Source organism: Pseudoxanthomonas mexicana, assembly GCF_010093385.1.
Taxonomy (GTDB): Bacteria; Pseudomonadota; Gammaproteobacteria; order Xanthomonadales; family Xanthomonadaceae; genus Pseudoxanthomonas_A; species Pseudoxanthomonas_A mexicana.
This window is the reverse complement of record NZ_PDWV01000047.1, coordinates 1-20,421: the sequence shown is the minus strand read 5'-3', so window position 1 is coordinate 20,421 and position 20,421 is coordinate 1. Positions and strand designations below refer to the sequence as shown.

At 69.2% G+C, this 20,421-nt stretch carries 15 protein-coding genes; 8 read left to right on the top strand and 7 right to left on the bottom strand.

Going from position 1 to position 20,421, the window contains the following annotated elements:
* Positions 1-15: 15 nt before the first annotated feature.
* Complete coding sequence (locus CSC76_RS14915; RefSeq protein WP_162110787.1) at positions 16-717, bottom strand: glutathione binding-like protein; 702 nt, start codon at positions 715-717, stop codon at positions 16-18.
* Between the two features lie 108 nt (positions 718-825).
* On the opposite strand from CSC76_RS14915, the gene CSC76_RS14910 reads away from it, so the two are divergent.
* The 3 genes from CSC76_RS14910 (at position 826) to CSC76_RS14900 (ending at position 4,326) form a co-directional block, all read left to right on the top strand.
* The gene (locus CSC76_RS14910) at positions 826-1,443 is read left to right on the top strand and encodes a TIGR00645 family protein (protein WP_162110786.1); all 618 of its coding nucleotides are present in this window, start codon (positions 826-828) and stop codon (positions 1,441-1,443) included.
* Between the two features lie 162 nt (positions 1,444-1,605).
* The gene (uvrD, locus tag CSC76_RS14905) at positions 1,606-3,798 is read left to right on the top strand and encodes a DNA helicase II (RefSeq protein WP_162110785.1); all 2,193 of its coding nucleotides are present in this window, start codon (positions 1,606-1,608) and stop codon (positions 3,796-3,798) included.
* 81 nt (positions 3,799-3,879) lie between these two features.
* Positions 3,880-4,326, top strand: coding sequence for a universal stress protein (locus CSC76_RS14900; RefSeq protein ID WP_162110784.1), 447 nt, complete (start codon positions 3,880-3,882; stop codon positions 4,324-4,326).
* Positions 4,327-4,336: 10 nt separating this feature from the next.
* On the opposite strand, the gene CSC76_RS14895 is transcribed toward CSC76_RS14900, so the two are convergent.
* A complete protein-coding gene (locus CSC76_RS14895) occupies positions 4,337-4,642 on the bottom strand; it encodes a DUF2782 domain-containing protein (protein ID WP_379605661.1) in 306 nt (101 codons plus the stop codon).
* A gap of 96 nt (positions 4,643-4,738) precedes the next feature.
* Here CSC76_RS14895 and polA point away from each other — a divergent pair, with 96 nt between their 5' ends.
* Together polA and CSC76_RS14885 are read left to right on the top strand one after the other, a co-directional pair.
* A complete protein-coding gene (gene polA, locus CSC76_RS14890) occupies positions 4,739-7,501 on the top strand; it encodes a DNA polymerase I (RefSeq protein WP_162110783.1) in 2,763 nt (920 codons plus the stop codon).
* A 367-nt stretch (positions 7,502-7,868) separates the two neighbouring features.
* The gene (locus CSC76_RS14885; RefSeq protein ID WP_162110782.1) at positions 7,869-8,357 is read left to right on the top strand and encodes a DUF421 domain-containing protein; all 489 of its coding nucleotides are present in this window, start codon (positions 7,869-7,871) and stop codon (positions 8,355-8,357) included.
* Positions 8,358-8,534: 177 nt separating this feature from the next.
* Here CSC76_RS14885 and hemF read toward each other — a convergent pair whose 3' ends face one another.
* The 3 genes from hemF to CSC76_RS14870 are packed head-to-tail and all read right to left on the bottom strand — an operon-like array spanning position 8,535 to position 12,414.
* Positions 8,535-9,464, bottom strand: a complete 930-nt coding sequence (gene hemF / locus CSC76_RS14880; protein WP_162110781.1) for an oxygen-dependent coproporphyrinogen oxidase — start codon at positions 9,462-9,464, stop codon at positions 8,535-8,537.
* A 10-nt stretch (positions 9,465-9,474) separates the two neighbouring features.
* Positions 9,475-10,044, bottom strand: coding sequence for a hypothetical protein (locus CSC76_RS14875; RefSeq protein ID WP_162110780.1), 570 nt, complete (start codon positions 10,042-10,044; stop codon positions 9,475-9,477).
* 3 nt (positions 10,045-10,047) lie between these two features.
* Complete coding sequence (locus tag CSC76_RS14870; RefSeq protein WP_162110779.1) at positions 10,048-12,414, bottom strand: S9 family peptidase; 2,367 nt, start codon at positions 12,412-12,414, stop codon at positions 10,048-10,050.
* Between the two features lie 163 nt (positions 12,415-12,577).
* Between CSC76_RS14870 and CSC76_RS14865 the strand changes: the two genes are divergently transcribed.
* Positions 12,578-12,835, top strand: coding sequence for a YcgL domain-containing protein (locus tag CSC76_RS14865; RefSeq protein WP_162110799.1), 258 nt, complete (start codon positions 12,578-12,580; stop codon positions 12,833-12,835).
* Positions 12,828-16,124 (top strand): ankyrin repeat domain-containing protein, encoded by a 3,297-nt coding sequence (locus tag CSC76_RS14860; RefSeq protein ID WP_162110778.1) that lies wholly within the window; start codon positions 12,828-12,830, stop codon positions 16,122-16,124. The genes CSC76_RS14865 and CSC76_RS14860 overlap by 8 nt, the downstream gene beginning before the upstream one ends.
* On the opposite strand, the gene CSC76_RS14855 is transcribed toward CSC76_RS14860, so the two are convergent.
* Positions 16,121-17,917 (bottom strand): monovalent cation:proton antiporter-2 (CPA2) family protein, encoded by a 1,797-nt coding sequence (locus CSC76_RS14855; protein WP_162110777.1) that lies wholly within the window; start codon positions 17,915-17,917, stop codon positions 16,121-16,123. The genes CSC76_RS14860 and CSC76_RS14855 overlap by 4 nt on opposite strands.
* Before the next feature lie 114 nt (positions 17,918-18,031).
* On the opposite strand from CSC76_RS14855, the gene CSC76_RS14850 reads away from it, so the two are divergent.
* Positions 18,032-18,856: an energy transducer TonB gene (locus CSC76_RS14850; protein WP_238394998.1), complete on the top strand. Its 825-nt coding sequence runs from the start codon at positions 18,032-18,034 to the stop codon at positions 18,854-18,856.
* Between the two features lie 60 nt (positions 18,857-18,916).
* Here the strand turns inward: CSC76_RS14850 and rho are convergent.
* On the bottom strand, positions 18,917-20,421 hold a 1,505-nt coding region (gene rho / locus CSC76_RS14845; protein ID WP_162110776.1), incomplete at its 5' end, for a transcription termination factor Rho.

Below are 20,421 nucleotides of genomic sequence, written 5' to 3'. Positions count from 1 at the left end.
TGCGCATGGCGCACGCTACCGGCCGAACAGATGCTTGCGCTCTTCGTCGGTCAGCGGCTTGCCGGCGTCCGGATTGACCTGCGTTTTCAGCGCATACGCGCGCTGCACCGCAGGCCGTGCCGCGATCTCCGCATGCCAGCGCTGCAGGGCGGGATGGGGCGTCAGCTCCAGTGGCGCCTTGTCGTAGGCGTTGATCCAGGGATGGATCGCCATGTCGGCGATGCTGTAGTCGTCGCCCGCCACATGGGCGTGCTTCGCCAGCTGCCTGTCCAGCACGCCGAGCAGGCGCTGCACTTCGCGCGTGTAGCGGTCGATGGCGTAGGCGATCTTCTCCGGCGCGTAGACGGTGAAGTGGCCGTACTGTCCCGTCATGGGCCCGAGGCCGCCCATCTGCCACATCAGCCACTGGTTCACGGCCACTTTATGGCGCGTGTCGGTGCCGAAGAAGCGACCGGTCCTGTTGGCCAGGTACAGCAGGATGGCGCCGGATTCGAACACGCTGATCGGTTCACCGCCATCGGCGGGCGCGTGGTCGATGATCGCCGGCATCTTGTTGTTGGGCGAAAACGCCAGGTACTCCGGCTTGAACTGGTCGCCCTTGCCGATATCCACCGGAATGATGCGGTAATCCAGCTTGGCCCCCGCCTCCGCCAGTTCTTCCAGCATCAGGGTGATCTTGTGGCCGTTGGGCGTGGGCCAGTAGTACAGGTCGATCATGGCGCTTCCTCGCGGGGGAGAGCCGGCAGTCTAGCCGCGGCCGCGGACTTGGCAGCGTCAAATCCGGCCGCTACGCTGCGCCATCCTTGGAAAAGACCGTTCCGGCCCATGCAGCCTTCCAATTCCCGTCTCGGCTTCCTGCCCAACCTGATCTTCGCCTCGCGCTGGCTGCAGTTGCCGCTGTACCTGGGCTTGATCGTCGCGCAGTGCGTCTACGTGTTCCTGTTCGGCAAGGAGCTGTGGCACCTGATCCACCGAGCCCCGGGCCTGGGCGAGCAGGAGATCATGCTCATCGTGCTGGGCCTGATCGACGTGGTGATGATCTCCAACCTGCTGGTGATGGTGATCGTGGGGGGGTACGAGACCTTCGTGTCGCGCCTGCGCCTGGAAGGCCATCCGGATCAGCCGGAATGGCTGAGCCACGTCAATGCGAGCGTGCTGAAGGTGAAGCTGGCGATGGCGATCATCGGTATCTCGTCGATCCATCTCTTGAAGACCTTCATCGCGGCGGGGGCGCTGAATGGCCTGCCGTTCTGCTCGTCCGCGCAGTTGGCGCAGATGAAGGCCGAGATGGCGATCACCAGTGCCCAGTGCACGCAGCTCACGCCGGATGGCGTGCTATGGCAGACGATCATCCACTGCGTCTTCATCCTGTCGGCGATCGGTATCGCCTGGACCGACAAGTTGATGAATGGTGCGGCGCCGGCAAAGCACGCCGCGCACTGACCCGGGACTTGTCGATGGCGACGTTCCCGGAGGGGAATCGCCGCCATCCTGGCGCAGGATGGGTCGATAGCCACCGCAAGCGGATCTCCGTGAGGCTCATCCAGCCGGGTCGAATCGCCCGAGTCTCAGGGTTTGGTCCGCCGCAGGCCGTAAAATGCGCGGATGGATGTCTCCCACCTGCTCGATGACCTGAATCCCGCCCAGCGCGACGCCGTCTCGGCCGCGCCCGGGCATTACTTGGTGCTGGCCGGCGCCGGTTCCGGCAAGACCCGCGTGCTGACGCACCGCATCGCCTGGCTGAACGAGGTGCACGGCGTTCCCGCCCACGGCATCCTGGCGGTGACCTTCACCAACAAGGCCGCTGGCGAGATGCGCGCGCGCGCCGACGTGCAGCTGCGCAATGGCAGCCGCGGCATGTGGATCGGCACCTTCCACGGCCTGGCGCACCGCCTGCTGCGCCTGCACTGGCAGGAAGCGAAGCTGCCCGAAACCTTCCAGGTGCTGGACAGCGACGACCAGCAGCGACTGGTGAAGCGCGTGGTGCAGGCGATGGAGCTGGACGAGGGCAAGTATCCGCCCAAGCAGCTCACTTGGTGGATCAACGAACAGAAGGACGAGGGCCGGCGGCCCGAGCACATCCAGCCGGCGCCGAACGACGACTGGCTGGACGTGCGCCGGCAGGTCTATGCCGGCTACCAGGAGCGCTGCGACCGCGCCGGACTGGTGGATTTCGCCGAACTGCTGCTGCGCGCGCACGAACTGCTGCGCGACACGCCGGCCCTGCTGGCGCACTACCGCATGCGCTTCCGCGAAATCCTGGTGGACGAGTTCCAGGACACCAACGCCATCCAGTACGCCTTCGTGCGCGTGCTGGCCGGCGACACCGGACACGTGTTCGTGGTCGGCGACGATGACCAGAGCATCTATGGCTGGCGTGGCGCGAAAGTCGAGAACATGCAGCAGTTCCTGCGCGCCCATCCCTCCGCGCGGACCATCCGGCTGGAGCAGAACTACCGTTCCAGCGCCAACATCCTGGGCGCGGCCAACGCGGTGATCGCGCACAACCCCGGCCGCATCGGCAAGCAGCTGTGGACCGATACCGGCGATGGCGAGCCGATCGACCTGTACGCCGCCTACAACGAGATGGACGAAGCACGCTTCGTCGTCGAGCGCATCCGCCAATGGGTGCGCGACGGCGGCAGCCTGGGCGACGCCGCCATCCTCTACCGCAGCAACGCGCAGTCGCGAGCCTTCGAAGAAGCGCTGCTGTCGGAACAGTTGCCGTACCGCGTGTACGGCGGCATGCGCTTCTTCGAGCGCGCCGAAATCAAGGACGCGCTGGCCTACCTGCGCCTGGTGGCCAACCGAGGGGACGATGCCGCCTTCGAGCGCGCGGTCAATACGCCGGCACGCGGCATCGGCGAGCGCACGCTGGACGAAGTGCGCCGTCTCGCACGCAACGCGCGCGTGTCGCTGTGGGGGGCAGCCATGCTGGCCACGCAGGGCACGGAACTGGCCGGGCGCGCACGCAACGCACTGGCCGCGTTCATGGCGCTGGTCGAGCAGCTGGCGGGCGAAACCGCCGAACTGGACCTGGCCGAGCGCGTGGATCACGTACTGGTCCGATCGGGCCTGCGCGAGCACTGGGCGAAGGAAAGCCGCGGTGGACTGGATTCCGAATCGCGCACCGAGAACCTGGACGAGCTGGTGTCGGTCGCCTCGCGCTTCGTGCGCCGCATCGACGACGACGACGCGACGGAAGGCATGAGCGAACTGGGCGCCTTCCTCTCCTACGCCGCGCTGGAAGCCGGCGAAGGCCAGGGGGAGGCAGGCGAGGACGGCGTGCAGCTGATGCCGCTGCACTCGGCCAAGGGCCTGGAGTTTCCGCTGGTGTTCCTGGCCGGACTGGAAGAGGGGCTGTTCCCCAGCAACCGTTCGCTGGACGAGAGTGGCCGGCTGGAAGAGGAGCGGCGCCTGGCCTACGTGGGCATCCCCCGCGCCCGGCAGAAGCTGGTCCTGACCTATGCCGAGGCGCGCCGCCTGCACGGCCAGGACATGTACGGCATCCCGTCGCGCTTCCTGCGCGAGATCCCGGCGAGCCTGCTCAACGAAGTGCGCCCGCGCGTGCAGGTCAGCCGGCCGGCCTCCGGCTTCGCCACCCGTCCCGCGCCCGGTCATGCCAGCCTGGAAACACCGGGACTCAAGCTGGGCCAGACCGTCACCCATGCCAAGTTCGGGCCGGGCGTGGTGACCGATTACGAGGGCAGCGGGGCGCATGCGCGCGTGCAGGTCAATTTCGCCAACGAGGGCAGCAAGTGGCTGGTGCTGGCCTACGCCAACCTGCAGGCCGTCTAGGCGCTGCAGGTTGATCCAGATCACGGCGCCCTAAGCACGGCGGGCGTGTAATGGCCGCACCCCATCACCACGAGGTGCGGCATGTACCGGCATATCCTGATCGCGACGGACGGCTCGGAACGGGCCAGCAAGGGCGTGCAGCACGGCCTTGCGCTGGCGGCCCGGCTGCAGGCCCAGGCCACGGTGCTGACCGTCAGCGAACCCATCAACACCGGTTTCGACGATGCACTGGGCTGGAGCGCGGTGGCGACCTCGCTGCCGGATTTCCAGAACGCCCGCAACGAAGCCGCGCGCAAGGTGCTGGATGCGGCGGCCGCAGAGGGTGCGCAGGCAGGGGTGACGCCACAGCTGTTGCACGTGGCCGACCGCTATGCGGCGGAGACGATCGTGGACACGGCCGAGCGCCAGGGCTGCGACCTCATCGTGATGGCCTCGCACGGGCGGCGCGCCCTGGGCCGCCTGCTGCTGGGCAGCCAGACCAGCGAAGTGCTGGCCCGCTGCGGCGTGCCGGTGCTGGTGATCCGCTGAGCGCGGGACCTCACCAGCCGTAGAGCTTCCAGTACACCGGCGATACGTCGACGTTGTCCTTGCTCTTGTCCAGGCGCCCGTCGCCGTCGGAGTCGTACAGGTAGTAGGCCGCGCCGCGCGCCGGCGTCACCTTGACCATGCGCAGGTTGCCGGCTACCCGGTATTCCTCGATGGTGTCGCCGTTCTTCTCCGTGCGGACCGCGACCTGCGCGTTGGCCAGGTCGATGTCGGCAGGCGTGCTGCCCGCGGTCGAAGCGCAACCGGCCACGGCCAGCAGGCAGGACAACGGCAGGGCAAGGGTCGTCATGCGGTTCATGGTGGCGTCCGGTGGGGAGTGACAGCCCGATTATGCGCCGGATGCCGGCACGGCGCGCGTGACGCTGTGCCCAGGGGTGCGGCGTAGAATGCCGGCATGACACGACTCGTACTGATCGACGGCTCCAGCTACCTGTTCCGCGCATTCCATGCGCTGCCCCCGCTCACCAACGCGCAGGGCGAGCCGACCGGTGCGCTGTTCGGCGTGGTCAACATGCTGCGCGCCACGCTGAAGGAAAAGCCGGACTACGTGGCCTTCGTGCTGGACGCCAGCGGCCCGACCTTCCGCGACGCACTCTATCCCGACTACAAGGCGAACCGGCCGCCCATGCCCGAGGACCTGCGCGCGCAGGTCGAACCGATGATCCGCATCGTGCAGGCGCTGGGATTCCCGCTGCTGCGCGTGGATGGGGTGGAGGCCGACGACGTGATCGGCACGCTGGCGCTGCAGGGCGCGGCGCAGGGCATGGAGGTCACCATCTCCACCAGCGACAAGGACTTCGCCCAGCTGGTGCGGCCGGGCGTGGCGCTGGTCAACACGATGAGCGGCAGCCGTCTGGACTCCGCCGACGCCGTGGTCGAGAAATTCGGGGTGCGCCCCGAGCAGATCGTCGACTTCCTTGCCCTGATGGGCGACACGGTGGACAACGTGCCCGGCGTGGAGAAATGCGGGCCCAAGACCGCTGCCAAGTGGCTGGGCGAATATGGCTCGCTGGCCGCGATCATCGACAGGGCCGGCGAGATCAAGGGCAAGATCGGCGACAACCTGCGCGCCGCGTTGCCGCGCCTGCCGCTGAATCGCGAGCTGGTCACCATCAAGACGGACGTGGCGCTGGACGGCGGTCCGGACACGCTGCCGTTGCGCGAACGCCATGTCGACGAGCTGCGCGAGCTGTACGCACGTTACGGCTTCAACCAGGCGCTGAAGGAACTGGAAGGCGGGTCGCCCGATGCATCCGCCGTGGCCGAGAAGGAGCCGGGTCGCGCGCGCGGTACCGGACGCGTCGCGACGACGGCGCCGGACGAAGCCGTCGACCCGGCGCTGGGCGCCGCCGGCGAGTACACTGCCGTGACCACGCCGGAGCAGCTGGAGGCGCTGGTGGCGCAGTTGCGCGCCGCGGACGAATTCGCCTTCGACACCGAGACCGACAGCCTGGATCCGATGCAGGCCAACCTGGTGGGCCTGAGCTTCGCCACCCGGACCGGCCAGGCGGTGTACGTGCCGGTCGGGCACGACTACCCCGGTGCGCCGCCGCAGCTGGATCGCGCTGCGGTTCTCGCTGCACTGTCCCCGGTGCTGTCCGACCCCGGCAAGCGCAAGCTGGGCCAGCACGGCAAGTACGACCTGCACGTGCTGCGCCGCCATGGCGTGGATGTTCAGGGCTATGCCGACGACACGATGCTGGAGAGCTTCGTGCTGAACGCCGGCAGCAACCGCCACGACATGGACAGCCTGGCCAGGCGCTTCCTCGGCTACGACACCATCAAGTACGAAGACGTGGCCGGCAAAGGCGCGAAGCAGATCCCGTTCTCGCAGGTGGCCGTCGACGACGCCACCCGCTACGCTGCCGAGGACGCTGACATCACCCTGCGCCTGCACCGCGTGATCGCGCCGAGGCTGGCGGCGGAGCCTGGCCTGGAGCGTGTGTACCGCGACATCGAAATGCCGCTGGTGCCGGTGCTGGCCCGCATCGAGGCCAACGGCGTGATGATCGACGGCGACGAACTGCGCCGGCAGAGCGCCGACCTGTCCAAGCGCATGCTCGCCGCCCAGCAGAAGGCCACCGAGCTGGCGGGCCGCACCTTCAACCTGGACTCGCCCAAGCAGCTGCAGGCCCTGCTGTTCGACGAACTGAAGCTGCCGGTGCTGGTGAAGACGCCGACCGGCCAGCCCAGCACGAACGAGGAGGCGCTGGAAGCCATCGCCGACCAGCACGAACTGCCGCGGGTGATCCTGGAATACCGCGGTCTGGCCAAGCTGCGCAGCACCTACACCGACAAGCTGCCGGAGATGGTAAATCCCGACACCGGTCGCGTTCACACCAGCTACCACCAGGCGGGTGCGGCGACCGGGCGGCTGTCCTCGACCGATCCCAACCTGCAGAACATCCCGATCCGTACCGACGACGGGCGCCGCATCCGCAAGGCCTTCGTGGCACCGCCAGGCCGCAAGCTGGTGGCCTGCGACTACTCGCAGATCGAGCTGCGCATCATGGCCCACCTGTCGCAGGACCCGGGCCTGGTGCGCGCGTTCGAATCCGGCGCCGACATCCACAAGGCGACGGCGGCGGAAGTATTCGGCCGCAAGCTGGAAGAGGTCACCGCCAACGAACGCCGCGCCGCCAAGGCGATCAACTTCGGCCTGATGTACGGCATGAGTGCGTTCGGGCTGGCGCGCCAGCTGGGGATCGGGCGTGGCGAGGCGCAGGACTACATCGCGCTGTACTTCAGCCGTTACCCCGGCGTGCGCGATTACATGGAACGCACGCGCCAGCAGGCGCGCGAGCACGGGTATGTCGAAACCGTGTTCGGCCGCCGCCTGTACCTGGAGTACATCAACAAGGGCACCCAGGGCCAGCGTGCCGGCGCCGAGCGCGCGGCGATCAACGCGCCGATGCAGGGCACGGCGGCGGACATCATCAAGCGCGCGATGATCGGCGTGGATGCGTGGCTTGCGGATCACCGCGACCAGGCCCTGATGATCCTGCAGGTGCACGACGAACTGGTGTTCGAAGCCGACGCCGGTTTCGTGCCGGAACTGCTGGCCGAAGCGACTTCACGGATGGCCGCCGCCGCGCAACTGAGCGTTCCGCTGGTGGTCGACAGTGGGGTGGGAGACAACTGGGAAGAGGCCCATTGAGCCGGGTCTGAAAACGTTTTCCTTGCAGAACATGCACTTGCGAAAAGTTCAGGAAAACCCTGACAGGTATATTTGTATACCGGCCAGTTCAATAAACTGAATTCCTCCTGAATCTTACGGTTTTTTAACCGGAATCTTCACGAACCATCCATGTGCGGAGTGGTCATATAGCTCGCGACAGATGCAACGTCTGTCGCTGATCTCTCCCATCCCCTGGAGCGATCTCCCCCGGAGCGACGACCCCTCCCCAGGTCCCGCTCCTCTGGCCCCGCCGATCTCCCCCTGGTCTGCGGGGCTTTTTATTGCCTGTCGTTTGGCTCGATGCCGTGCGCTACCGTGCGCGGAGTCCTCGACCACGCGGTGCCGCATGAGCGCGATCCTCGAACCGATGTTCCAGCTGGCCATGCCGTGGTGGGCGTTCGTGCTGCGCGCCTGTGCGGTGTATTTCATTCTGCTGGCGATGATCCGCATGACCGGCAAGCGCACGATGGGGCAGTTCACGCCGTTCGACATGCTGCTGGTCGTGCTGTTGGGAAACGCGGTGCAGAACGCGCTGCTCGGCGATGACACGTCGGTCGGCGGCGGCCTGCTGCTGGCCGCCACCCTGATCGCGCTGAACTGGAGCGTGGGCCTGGTGTCGGCGCGGTCGCCGAAGGTGGAGCGCTGGATCGAAGGCGTGCCGGTGCTGCTGGCAAGGGACGGGCAGGTCTATCGCGAGGTGCTGCGGCGGGAGCTGATCAGTCGCGAGGATTTCGAGAAGGCGATGCGCGAAGCCGGTTGCCTGGACATGGCCGACATCCGCTTGGCCGTGCTGGAGAACAACGGACATATCACGGTGGTGGGCCGGCAGCCCTGACAGCGGTTGTAGGAGCGACGTCAGTCGCGACCGCGCGCCCTCGACAATCCTGTTGCCGCCAGGCAGTTGATGCATCCTCTAAAGCGACGCCACGGCGGCTCTTCCGCGCTGAATCGAATCCTGACGCATCGGATGACGTGCGGTCGCGACTGACGTCGCTCCTACAGGAGAGCGAGCTCAGGCGAATTCGGCCAGCCAGTCGCGTGGGCGCAGGTAGTCCGCCAGCCGCTGCTCGTCGCTGCCGTCTTCCGGTACATAGCCGTCCTCCCAGCGCACCAGCGGCGGCAGGCTCATCAGGATGGATTCGGCGCGGCCGCCGCTCTGCAGGCCGAACAGCGTGCCGCGGTCGTAGACCAGGTTGAACTCGACGTAGCGGCCGCGCCGGTACAACTGGAACTGGCGCTCGCGCTCGCCGAAAGGCGCGTCCTTGCGGCGCGCGACGATGGGCAGGTACGCATCCAGGAAGCCGTCACCGACGGCACGCAGATAGCCGAAGTCGCGGTCGAAGTCCTCGCTCAGATCGTCGAAGAACAGCCCGCCCACGCCGCGGGTCTCGCTGCGGTGCTTGAGGAAAAAGTACTCGTCGCACCAGCGCTTGTGCGCGTCGTAGCGGACCTGCCCGCCATACGGCTCGCACAGGTCGCGTGCGGTCCGGTGCCAGTGATGCACGTCCTCGTCGACCGGGTAGAACGGGGTCAGGTCGAAGCCGCCGCCGAACCACCACGCCACCGTTTCGCCATCGCGCTCGGCGCGGAAGTGGCGCACGTTCGCGTGGGTGGTGGGCAGGTAGGGGTTGCGTGGATGGAACACCAGCGACACGCCGACCGCGCGCCAGGAGGCGCCCGCAAGTTCGGGACGATGTGCGGAGGCGGAGGGTGGCAGCCGATCGCCGGAGACATCCGAGAACCCGATGCCGGCCTGTTCGAACACCGCGCCATCGCGCAGTACGCGCGTGCGTCCCCCGCCGCGGATCGGCGAGGGATCGCCGGGTGCGCGGCTCCAGCCATCCTCATGGAAGCGCGCACTCCCATCGGCGGCCTCGATGGCGGCGCAGATGCGGTCCTGCAGGTCGGTCAGGTAATCGCGGACGGGCGTGATGTCGTTCATGCCGCGCATTCTACCGGGTGCGCTGCACCCACCCGAACTCGGCGCGCACGTGGGGACGGCACAGCTGCCAGACGATCAGCGCATGCAGGGCGCCGAACGCCACCGCCGTCGCCCAGGCGAGTGCCAGCGACAGGCGGCGCAAGGCGGCGAGTTCGGCCGCCAGTGACGCGGCATCGGGCGCCTTCGGCAGGTGGTCGATCCAGGCGAAGAGCGCGTCGATCACGGCGATGACGCCGAAGTTGGCGGCCGCGCCCAGCACCAGGAAGGCGACGAAACCCCACCAGCCCCACGCGCGGCGGCGCAGTAGGCCCACCGACACCGCCAGGAAGGCGCCGCTCACCAGCAGCAATCCGACCGTGATGGCCACCAGATGCGACAGCACCCACCGCACCCCCGCAGGACTCGGCTGCGTTGCCAGAAAGGCGAGGACGCTGTCGGTCGCGCCGCCGTGCAGCCCCAGCAGTGCGACCAGCACCTGCACGGCGGCGTACAGCGTCGCCACGATGCCCATCACGATCGACACCTTCGCGGTGACGGTGACGAAGGCGGTGCCGTTCGTGGTGGAAGGTGATGCGGCCATGCGCTACTTCAGGTTCTGCTCGAACAGCTTCAGCACGCGCTTGTACTCGTCCAGCCACGAGTCCGATCGCGTGAAGCCGTGGCGCTCCAGCGGATACGCCGCCAGTTCCCAGTTGTCCTTGCGCAGTTCGATCAGCTTCTGCGTCAGCACCACCGAGTCCTTGAAGAACACGTTGTCGTCGATCATGCCGTGCGCGATCAGCAGGTGGTCCTGCAGGCCGTCGGCGTACTCGATCGGCGACGAGGCGCGGTAGGCCTCGGGGTCCAGTTCCGGCGTGTTGAGGATGTTGCTGGTGTACTCGTGGTTGTACTGCGTCCAGTCCACCACGGGCCGCAGCGCGGCGCCGGCCTTGAAGGTGCCCGGCGAGCGGAACAGCGCCATGAAGGTCATGAAGCCGCCGTAGCTGCCGCCGTAGATGCCGGCCCGGTCGCGGTCGCCCTGCTTCTGCTCCACCAGCCAGTCCAGGCCGTCCAGATAGTCCTCGAGCTCGGGGTGGCCCATGTTGCGGTAGATCGCCGTGCGCCAGTCGCGTCCGTAGCCTTCGCTGGCGCGGTAGTCCAGGTCGAGCACGATGTAGCCGCGCTCCACCAGCAGGTGGTGGAACATCTGCTCGCGGAAGTAGTTGGGATAGCGTGCGGTGACGTTCTGCAGATAGCCCGCGCCGTGCACGAACATCACGATGGGATAGCGCTTGCCCGGTTCCATCGTCTCCGGGCCGTAGTACTTGCCCCAGACCACGCCGGCGCCATGCTTCGACGGTACCTGCACGTACTGCGGCTCGTGCCAGCGGCGCGCCTTGAAGGCCGCGGAGCGGGTATCGGTGAGCTGCCGCGCCTGGCGGCCATCCATGCCGACCGCCGACAGCTGCGCGGGCGTGTAGCTGCGCGAATGGCGGACCAGCAGCTGGCGGCCGTCCGGCGATGCGCTGAAGCTCTCCACGCCGTCGAGGGCGGGGACTTCGCGCACTTGGTTGCTGGCGAGGTCGAGTGCGCAGACTTCATAGTCGCCCGGCCAGGCGCGGTTGCACAGGAACAGGAAACCGTTGCCGTCCGGCGTCACCTGCGGCTCGGAGACTTCCCATTTGCCCGACGTGCGTGCGCGGACTCTGTCCGAACCCGTCGCCGTGTAGAGGTGCGAGTAGCCGGACTCTTCCGACAGCAGCCATAGCGTGCGGTTGTCCGGCAGCCAGCCGAACTGGTTGAAGCCCCAGTTGATCCAGGCCTCGTCGGTCAGGCGGTGGCGTGGCTGCAGGCGCGCGCCGGACAGATCGACGGAAGCGATCCAGCGGTCCTTGTTGTCCACGGCATGGATCTGCACCGCGACCTGCGTGCCGTCATTCGTCCACGCCATCGCGCTGCCGTCGCTGTCGTTCTCCACGCGCACGTCGCGGTGGCCCTTCAGTGGCTCCTGGCCGGCCTTCTTGCGCAGCGCCGCCAGCGGATCCTTGTCGATGCCGGGCAACGGGTCGAACGCGAGCGGCTTCACGCTGCCATCGGCCAGGTCCACGCGCCACAGCGCATGCGGCAGGGGCGCGTTGCGTCCCACGCGCGTCCGCACGTCCTGGAATTCCTCGTAACCCGATTCGGTGACGTACTCGGGCATCTTGCCGCCTTGTCCGGCATCGGCGCCCTTCTTCCGCGTGACCACCAGCAGCCAGCGGCCATTCGGCGACAGCGAGCTGGATTCGATCTCCACCTCGGCGCCCAGGTAGATCGGGGCCGGCGCGCGCGTGGGATCGGCCTTGCGCCATGCCTCGGCCTGCTTCTGCGCGGCCTCGCGCTGGGCGCGGTCGTCGGCCAGCGTGCGGATCGTGCGTAGCTGCTGCTCGCGCAGCGCATCGGCCTTGGGCGGCGCCAGCGGATCGCGTTCGGCCTTGAGTTCGGCGACGACCGCGGTGCCGGTGCCGGCAGTCCAGCGGTACCAGCTGTTGCCCGCCCGCCAGAGCACCGCGCCATCGGCACCGAAGCGCGCCTGCTGTTCCACCTCATTGGTGCGGGTGACCTGGGTCAGCGCTCCGCTGCGCAGGTCGCGCACGAACAGGTCGCCGTTGCGCGTGAGCAGCATGCGCTGGCGGGCGACATCGTAGACCGGGTTCGCGGCGTCCAGGTGCGCGCGCTGGTCGTCGGCGACGCGCTGCGCTGCGCCGCCGTCGAGCGCCTGTTGGAAGGTGTCGCGCACGCTGCTGCCGTCGCGCTTGAGTTCGTACTGCACCTGTTTTCCGTCCCAGGTCCACCAGGCGCGTTCCACCGGCGGACCGATCCAGTCCGGTTCGGCCATCGCCTGTTCCAGCGTGAACGGCGCGGACGTCTGGGCGTTCACCGAGGGGGCGAGGGCGAACGGCAGCAGCAAGGCAAGCAGGGCGGGGCGCATCGGGCATCCGTTAGTGCAAGGTGAAGAGGCGAAGATTACCAGCCCCTCCACCCGGCTCCCGCCGCCGATCGTCACGGCCCGCGCGCCAGCGCCGCGGGTTTCGCGCATGGGGTATTTCCCGCACAATCCCCGCTTGTCCACTCGCAGGGCGCAATACGCGCGGATGCACGCCTACGTCTACAAGAGCCAGCGCAAGGCCGACACGTTCGTCTACCTGGCGGCGCGCGACGATTTCGGTCGCGTGCCTGAGCCGCTGCGCACGCAACTGGGCGCGCTGACGTTCGTGCTGGACGTGGCCCTGACCGCGGACCGCAAGCTGGCCCGCGAGGACGCCGCCGTCGTGCGCACCAACCTGGCGGCGCAGGGCTTCCATATCCAGTTCCCGCCGCAACCCGACCCTGCCGCCCGTCCCGATGCCTGAGTCCCGGCTGCAGACCCGCCCCGTCGCCGTGGTCGCCTTGCTGGCGGGCCTGCTGCTGGCTGGCGCCGGCGGTTTGGCCGGGGGCGTGCTGGCCGCCCTCGGCGCCTGTCTGGCACAGCCGGCCGTCGCGCTGGGGGTGTCCTGGCTGCGTGGCACGCGCGTGCTGGCGCCTGCCCGTGCATGGCGCGAGGACGTGCCCGCCCTGCTGCTGGCCTGGGCGGCCGCTTTTGCCGGCACGGCGGTGCTGCTGGCATGGCCGCTGGCTTCGTTGCGCGACACCGGCAGCCTGCCTGCCGCGCTGGGCGTCAGCGCCGTGGTCGGCGCGGTGATCGTGGGGCTGTGGCGCACGTGGCCGCTGTGGCACGGGCTGGAACGCGACGGCGGCGCCCTGTCCGCGCACTGGCGTGGCCTGGTGGAACGCGACTTCCACGCGTGGCGCGGTTTGGCGGTGGCCACCCTGTTGGCGCTGGCCGTCGGCGGTGGGCTTTGGCTGGCCTGGCCCGGCCTGGTGCCCGACGGCCTGCGCACCGGTTCGGCGGTGGCCTACGCGTTGCTGCTGCCGGTGCTGCACTGGGGCGTACAGCGGCTGGAGGGTGCAGGCGTGCTGCCGGTCGTGGACATGCCGGGTATCCGGAGCGACACCGCCACGCCCGAACCGGCGCTCGCGTCAGCCGCCCAGGCACTGGATCTGGACCAGGCGCTGTTCGAAGCCGCACGCGGCGGGCGCGTCGAGCGCGCGCTGGAGTTGATCGAAGCCGGGGCGGATCCGCATGCGCTGCCACCCGAAGGCGCGCGCGACCAGCGCAGCCTGGGCGCGCTGGCGGCGGTGCTGCCCGACCTGCGCCTGCTGCGCACGCTGATCGCGCATGGCGTGGACCTCAACCACGCGCATGCCGGGGTCACCCCGCTGCTGGCGGCCACCCGCGACAGCTGGCACGGCCGGCCCGACGCGGTCACCACCCTGCTGGCCAACGGTGCCGATCCCCGCATCGCCGATGCGGACGGCAACACGCCGCTGCACCATGCCGCGCGCAGTTCCGACCCCGGCGTGGTGGCGCTGCTGCGCGACGCCGCCGCCGAACTGGATGCGCTGAACCACGACGGTCTGACGCCGCTGGGGGTGGCCTGCGTGGCGGGCAATTGGCGGCTGGCGAAATTCCTGCTGGAACGCGGCGCACGTCCCGACCCGCAGGACGGACAGCCGGTCCTGCTGGCCGCCGCGTCGACCGAAGAGGACGATCCCGCCGGCGTGCAACTGCTGCTGAAGCACAAGGCGAAGGTGGACGCGCGCGACGCGCAGCGCCGCAGCGCCCTGCACGAGGCGGCCCATGCCGGCCATGCCGAGATCACGGCCACGCTGCTGGCCGCCGGCGCCGACGTGCACGCCCGTGACGCCCTGCAGCGCACGCCGTGGCTGGAGGCCGCGCGCGGCGCGCATCTGAACGTACTGGACAAGCTGGCCGATGCCGGCGCCGATCGCCACGCCGTGGATGCCGATCGCCGCAATGCCTTGATGCTGGCGTGCACCGCCGAGCAGGGGTCCCCGGCCCTGGTGCGCCGGTTGCTGGAATGGGGCGTGGATCCCGCCTCCACCGACGCGCAGGACCGGCGCGCCGTCGACCTGGCGGCGGAAGCCGGGCGCTGGGCGCTGGTCTCCGTGCTGGACCCCGGCTATGCGCTGCCTACCGCGGTGGCGGCCGGCGACGACGAAGCCCCGCCCGATCGCGCGCCGGTGGCGCTGCTGCGTGACGGTCTGGCGAGCGGGCAGGTGGAAGGCCTCGACGCACTGGCGCGCCTGAGTGCGCGGGACGAACTGGGCGCGCTGTTGCACGACCCGGAGATGCAGCGTCCGGCACGCCTGGCGTGGCTGCTGCGCCACGGGGCCGATCCGGACAGCCGCGACGCACGCGGCGACACCCTGGTGTTCTCGCTGATGTCCCGTGGCCCGGCCGCCGTGCCGGCGCTGGTCCCGGTGCTGGCGCGCGGCGTCTCGCCGGCCGGCGCCGGTGGGCTGGCCCGCTTCATGGCGGCGTGCGCGGCGGACGACCAGGCCGCGCGGACCCTGGAATCCTTCGCCCTCGATCTGCTGGAGCGCGGCGCAGACCCGTTCGCGCCTTCACCGCAGGGCGATCCGGCCCTGTCGCTGGCGGTGCGGCTGGGCTGGCAGCGCCTGCTCGACCGCCTGCTCGACATTGGGGTGGACCGCGAAGCGCGCGACAGCCATGGCATGACCGCGCTGCACCTGGCGGCCGTGCTCGGCCGCGAAACCGCGCTGAAGCAGCTGATCGCGAAGGGCGCATCGCCCGATGCGCGCGCCGCCGACGGGCAGACGCCGCTGGGTGTCGCACTGGCCTGCGGTCGTCGCGACCTGGCCGATTGGCTGGACTGGCGTACCTGGCCGTTACCGCGGCGCGCGCTGCGTGCGTCGGACCTGCCGGCGGCGGCGATGGCCGGCGACCGCGACGCGGTGCGACGATTGCTGGACCTGGGCTTCGATGTCGATTCGCCGGATGCGCAAGGGTGCACGGCCCTGTTGCGCGCGTCCGGTGGCGGCTTCGGGTCCACCGTGGACCTGCTGCTGGCCCGCGGCGCCGATCCGCAGCGCGCCGCCACCACCGGCGCCACGCCGCTGTCGGCGGCGGTCAGCATGCGCCAGGCCGATATCGTCGGCGCGCTGCTCGCGGCCGGTGCCGACATCGAACACCGCCTGCCCGGCGGCGTTACCGTGCTGATGCTCGCGGCCGCGCTGGGCCTGCCGGAGATCGTCGCGCGCCTGATCACCGCCGGCGCCAACGTGCATGCCGGCGATGCGCAGGGGCTGACACCGCTGCACTGCGCGGCGCTGTACGGCTTCACCGCGCGCGAGAAGCCGCGCCTGGTCGCCCTGCTCGACACGTTGCTGCTGTCGGGCGCGGAATCCGAGCAAGTGGCCGCCGGCGCGGTGACGCCGCTGCTGCTGCTGCTCGGCGCACGTGCCGAGCCTGGCACGGCATGCGACGAAGAGGTCGTGCTGGCCGGCCTGGAACGCCTGCTCGACGAAGGCGTGTCGCTGGACGTGCAGGATCCGCGGGGCTTCGGCCCGCTGCATCTGGCCTCGCTGCACGGCCTGTTGCGGGTGGTCAGCCGGCTGCTGCGCGCCGGCGCCGATCCGGAGCTGCGCGACACCCTGAACCGCACGCCGCGCGAGATCGCGGTGATGCGCGGCTTCATCGACGTGGCGGCCGAGTTCGTACCCGTCGCGCCCGGTGCGGGCGCCTCGATGGCGCGCTTCCTGCGCGACCGAGGCTAGCGCGTGCCGGGCGGCGTACCGTCGCCGCTCGCATCCGCCTCGAACAGCCTCTCCAGGTCGCCGATCGCGTCGCGCGCGGTCTGGATCACCGCGCCATCGTCGTCGTAGACCAGGTACTGCGCGCGCAGCAGCTTCTCGTCGTGCGCGCGGAAACGGCGCGTGTGCTCGGCGGCGGTTTCCGGCGGCACGCCCAGCTCCACCAGGCCCTGCTGCGCCATCTCCAGGCTCGAGCCCAGCGTTTCCCGGTAGGCCTCCGCGCTGAGGTCCATCAGCCGCCACGCATGCTGGCGGTTGCGTGCGCGTGCCAGCACGCGCGCCTCGGGGAACATCCGCCGGATCAGCCGCGTGGCCTTGATGTTGGTGTCGGGGTCGTCCATGGCGATCACGAATACCTTCACGTGCTGCGCGCCCGCCGAACGCAGCAGGTCCGGTCGGGTCGGATCGCCGTAGTACAGCCGGATGTTGCCGAAGCGCCGCAGCGTGTCCACGGTTTCCGTGCTGTGTTCCAGCGCGACGAAGGGAATGCGCTGCGCGGTGAGCAGGCGCGCGACGATCTGGCCGAACCGGCCCATGCCGGCGATCAGCACCTGCGGCTGCGCGTCGGGGATCTCATCGAAGGTACGAGCCTGCGGCGGTGGACGCTTCACCTCCGCCAGCAGGCGATGCAGGCCCAGCAGCAGCACCGGCGTCAGTGCCATCGAGACGCCGACGATGGCGGTCAGCTGGTTGCGCAGTTCGGCGTCCATCAGCTTCACCCGGGCCGCTTCGCTGAAGACCACGAAGGCGAACTCGCCGCCCAGCCACAGGGTACCGGCCAGCATCAGCGCGCCGCGCGGGTCCAGTCGCCCCGGCCAGCGGCCGATGCCGAACAGCAGCGCGAACTTGACCGTCAGCAGGGTCGCCACGCCCGCGGTGATCAGTTCGGGCTGCGCCACCACCGCGTCCAGGTCGATGTCCATGCCGACGGCGATGAAGAACAGGCCCAGCAGCAGGCCCTTGAACGGGTCGATCTGCGATTCCAGCTCGTGGCGGAATTCGGAATCGGACAGCAGCACGCCGGCCAGGAACGCGCCCAGGCCCGCGCTCAGGCCGGCCAGCTGCATGAACCAGGCGATGCCCAGCACCACCAGCAGCGCGGTGGCGGTGAACACCTCGGGCATGCGCGTGCGTGCGACGATGCGGAACAGGTGGCGCAACACCAGCCGGCCGCCGAAGATCACGATCGCGATGGCGCCGATGGCGTGGAACACCATCGTCCAGGTCAGCGTCTCGTTCTTGGCGCCGCCCAGCAGCGGGATCGCGGCCAGCAGCGGGATCGCCACCAGGTCCTGGAACAGCAGGATGGCGAAGCCGAGCCGGCCGTGCTCGCTGGTCAGTTCCTTGCGTTCGGACAGCAGCTGCAGGCTGACCGCGGTGGACGACAAGGCCAGGCCCAGGCCGACCACCAGCGCGGTCTTCCAGTGATGCTCGAACAGCAGCGCGATTCCGCCCAGCAGCAGCGCGCTCAGCAGCACCTGCAACCCGCCGGCGCCGAACACCGGCTTGCGCATCACCCGCAGGCGCGAGGGCGACAGCTCCAGGCCGATGACGAACAGCATCATCACCACACCGATCTCGGCGGCGTTGAGGATGCGGTCGGCGTCGCGCACCAGCGCCAGGCCGTCCGGGCCCAGCACCACGCCGGCCACCAGATACGCCAGCACCGCGCCCAGCCCGAACCGCTTGAACACCGGCACCGCGATCACCGCGGCCAGCAGAAACACCAGCGCCAACTCCAGACCACTACCGTGCATGCGTCACCTCGTGGGGATAGTATGCGGCGGACAGGGCCGGACCGGCCCGCTTCCAGGGATCGAGGAGGGCGTATGAGGCGGCGCAGTGTTTGGTTGGCGTGGATGCTCGTAGGCATGGCGGCTTTCGTGCAGAGCGCCTGGGCGCAGGGCCCGGGCGCCGTGCGCAAGCAGGTCGAGGCCAGCATGCGGGTGACCGGCATGCTCACGATCCGCACCGATGGCAGCGTAGCGGCGGTGGAGCTGGACACGCCGGACCGGTTGCCCGAGGGCATCCCCGCCTTCGTTTCCGGGGTTGCCGCATCGTGGCGCTTCGAGCCGGTGGTCATCGACGGTGCTGCCAAGCAAGTACGCACCAAGATGAGTGCGCGTCTGGTGGCCAAGTCCACCGGCGACGGCAAGATGCTGGTGTCGGTGCGTGGCGCGGACTTCGGCGACTACGAGGCGACTCCGCCGGAGGAGCGCGTCAGTAGCGTGGTCATGAAGCCGCCTGGCTATCCGATGGCGGCCGCGCAGAGTGGCGCCCAGGGGACGGTGTACCTGCTGCTGAAGATCGATCCCGATGGTTCCGTCAGCGACGTGGTCGCCGAGCAGGTGAACCTGCGCATGGTCGCCAGCGAGGCGCAGATGCGCCAGTTCCGCGACCGGTTCGCGCGTGCCGCCGTTGGTGCGGCGGAGAAATGGACGTTCAAGCCGCCCAGCCGGGGCGAAGCCGCCAGTCAGCCGTACTGGGTGGTGCGCGTGCCGGTGGATTTCAACTTCGGCGGCAAGCGCCGCTACGGCCAGTGGGAAGCCTACGTGCCCGGTCCGCGCGAGCGCGTCTCCTGGTCGCGGGATGAGGACCGCCCCGGCTTCTCGCCCGATACGCTCGCAGACGGTGGCGTGCACATGGCGGGCGAGACCCGTGGACCGAAGTTGCTGACGCCGTTGGGCGACACCTGATCGCGGCAGTCCGGTAAAAGAAAAGCCCCGCTTCGCGGGGCTTTTCCATGGGTGCTTCGATCAGCGCTTCATCGAGCTGAAGAACTCGTCGTTGGACTTGGTGTTCTTCATCTTGTCCAGCAGGAATTCCATCGCCGCGATCTCGTCCATCGGGTGCAGCAGCTTGCGCAGGATCCAGATCTTCTGCAGCAGCTCCGGTTCGATCAGCAGGTCCTCGCGACGCGTGCCCGAACGGTTGATGTCGATGGCCGGGTAGACGCGCTTCTCGGTGATGCGGCGGTTCAGGGGCACTTCGCTGTTGCCGGGGCCCTTGAACTCTTCGTAGATCACCTCGTCCATCTTGCTGCCCGTCTCGACCAGCGCGGTGGCGATGATGGTCAGCGAGCCGCCTTCCTCGACGTTGCGCGCGGCGCCGAAGAAGCGCTTCGGGCGGTGCAGGGCGTTGGCGTCCACGCCGCCGGTCAGCACCTTGCCGGAGCTGGGCACGACGTTGTTGTAAGCGCGGGCCAGGCGGGTGATCGAGTCCAGCATGATCACCACGTCCTTCTTGTGCTCGACCAGGCGCTTGGCGCGCTCGATCACCATTTCGGCGACCTGCACGTGGCGCGCGGCCGGCTCGTCGAAGGTCGAGCTGACCACTTCGCCGCGCACGGTGCGCTGCATCTCGGTGACTTCCTCAGGACGCTCGTCCACCAGCAGCACGATCAGGTGCACGTCCGGGTGGTTGGTCGTGATGGCGGTGGCGATCTGCTGCATCATGATCGTCTTGCCGGCCTTGGGCGGCGAGACGATCAGCGCGCGCTGGCCCTTGCCCTGCGGCGCCATCAGGTCGAGGATGCGGCCGGCGATGTCTTCCGACGACCCGTTGCCGCGCTCCAGGGTGAAGCGGCGGCGCGGGAACAGCGGGGTCAGGTTCTCGAACAGCACCTTGTTCTTCGACGCTTCCAGCGGCTCGCCGTTGATCGTGTCGATGGTCGACAGCGCGAAGTAGCGCTCGCCGTCCTTCGGCCAGCGGATGCGGCCGGCCAGGTGGTCGCCGGTGCGCAGGTTGAAGCGGCGGATCTGGCTGGGGCTGATGTAGACGTCGTCCGGGCCGGCCAGGTAGCTGGCCTCGGCGGCGCGCAGGAAGCCGAAGCCGTCCGGCAGGATTTCCAGCACGCCGTCGGCGGCGACGCCTTCACCGTGGCGGGTCAGCACCTTCAACAGGGCGAAGATCACGTCCTGCTTGCGGGCGCGGGCGACGCCTTCCTGGATGTTCAGCTGCTCGGCGATGTCCAGCAGCTTGGGCGCGGGCATGCGCTTGAGGTCGCCCAGCGAGTACTGCGGGAAACCCTCCGGCACGTTCGGCATCGCACGCGGAACGAATGGCTCCTGGCCGCCGCCGTTGCCGTCCTGCGGCATGCCGTCGTGGCCCTGGCGGTCGCGCTCCCGGTTGCGATCGCGGCGGTTGCGGAAGCGGTCGCGGCGGTTGTTGCCGAAGCGGTTGCCGTCGCGGTCGCCACCTTCGTGCTGTTGGCCCCCCTGCGCCTGCGCGCCGGCGTTCTCGCTGGCGCGCAGGCGCAGGG